Source organism: Aromatoleum evansii, from assembly GCF_012910805.1.
Lineage (GTDB): Bacteria > Pseudomonadota > Gammaproteobacteria > Burkholderiales > Rhodocyclaceae > Aromatoleum > Aromatoleum evansii.
In genome coordinates, this window is the sequence record NZ_WTVK01000187.1 from 1 (window position 1) to 566 (window position 566).

General features: G+C 66.4%; 1 pseudogene. It reads left to right on the forward strand.

Annotation, left to right across the window (positions count from 1 at the left end):
- Positions 1–11: 11 nt before the first annotated feature.
- Positions 12–566: pseudogene (locus tag GO615_RS29850) on the forward strand (efflux transporter periplasmic adaptor subunit); the annotation flags it as partial.

Below are 566 nucleotides of genomic sequence, written 5' to 3' on the forward strand. Positions count from 1 at the left end.
GCGAGAAGACCTTGTGGGAAGAGAAGATCTCCCCGGAGCAGGACATGCTGCAGGCGCGCGCCGCGATGCAGGAAGCCGAGATCGATGCCCAGAGCGCGCGGCAGAAGCTGACTGCGCTGGGCAGTGTACCGGGCGCCGACGGAAGCCTGACGCGCTACGAGTTGCGCGCGCCGATTGACGGCGTCGTCACCGACAAGCGCGTCTCGGTCGGTGAATCGGTCAAGGAGGATGCCGCCTTGTTCACCGTATCCGATTTGTCTTCGGTCTGGGTCGAGGCCCCCGTGTCCGTGCAGGATCTGGCCGCGATTGCGACGGGCCAGAAAGTGACCGTGCGGGCGAATGCGTTCGAAGCCACGGCCGAGGGGCGGATCGCCTACGTCAGCGCACTGATGGGCGAACAAACGCGCAGTGCGACGGCGCGAATCGTGGTGGCCAACGACAAGGGACTTTGGCGGCCCGGCCTGCCGGTCACCGTCGAAGTCGTGGCGGAAGAAACACAGGTGCCGGTCGCCGTCGCGGCCGAGGCGATCCAGGACCTGCGCGACTGGAAGGTGGTATTCGGCCGT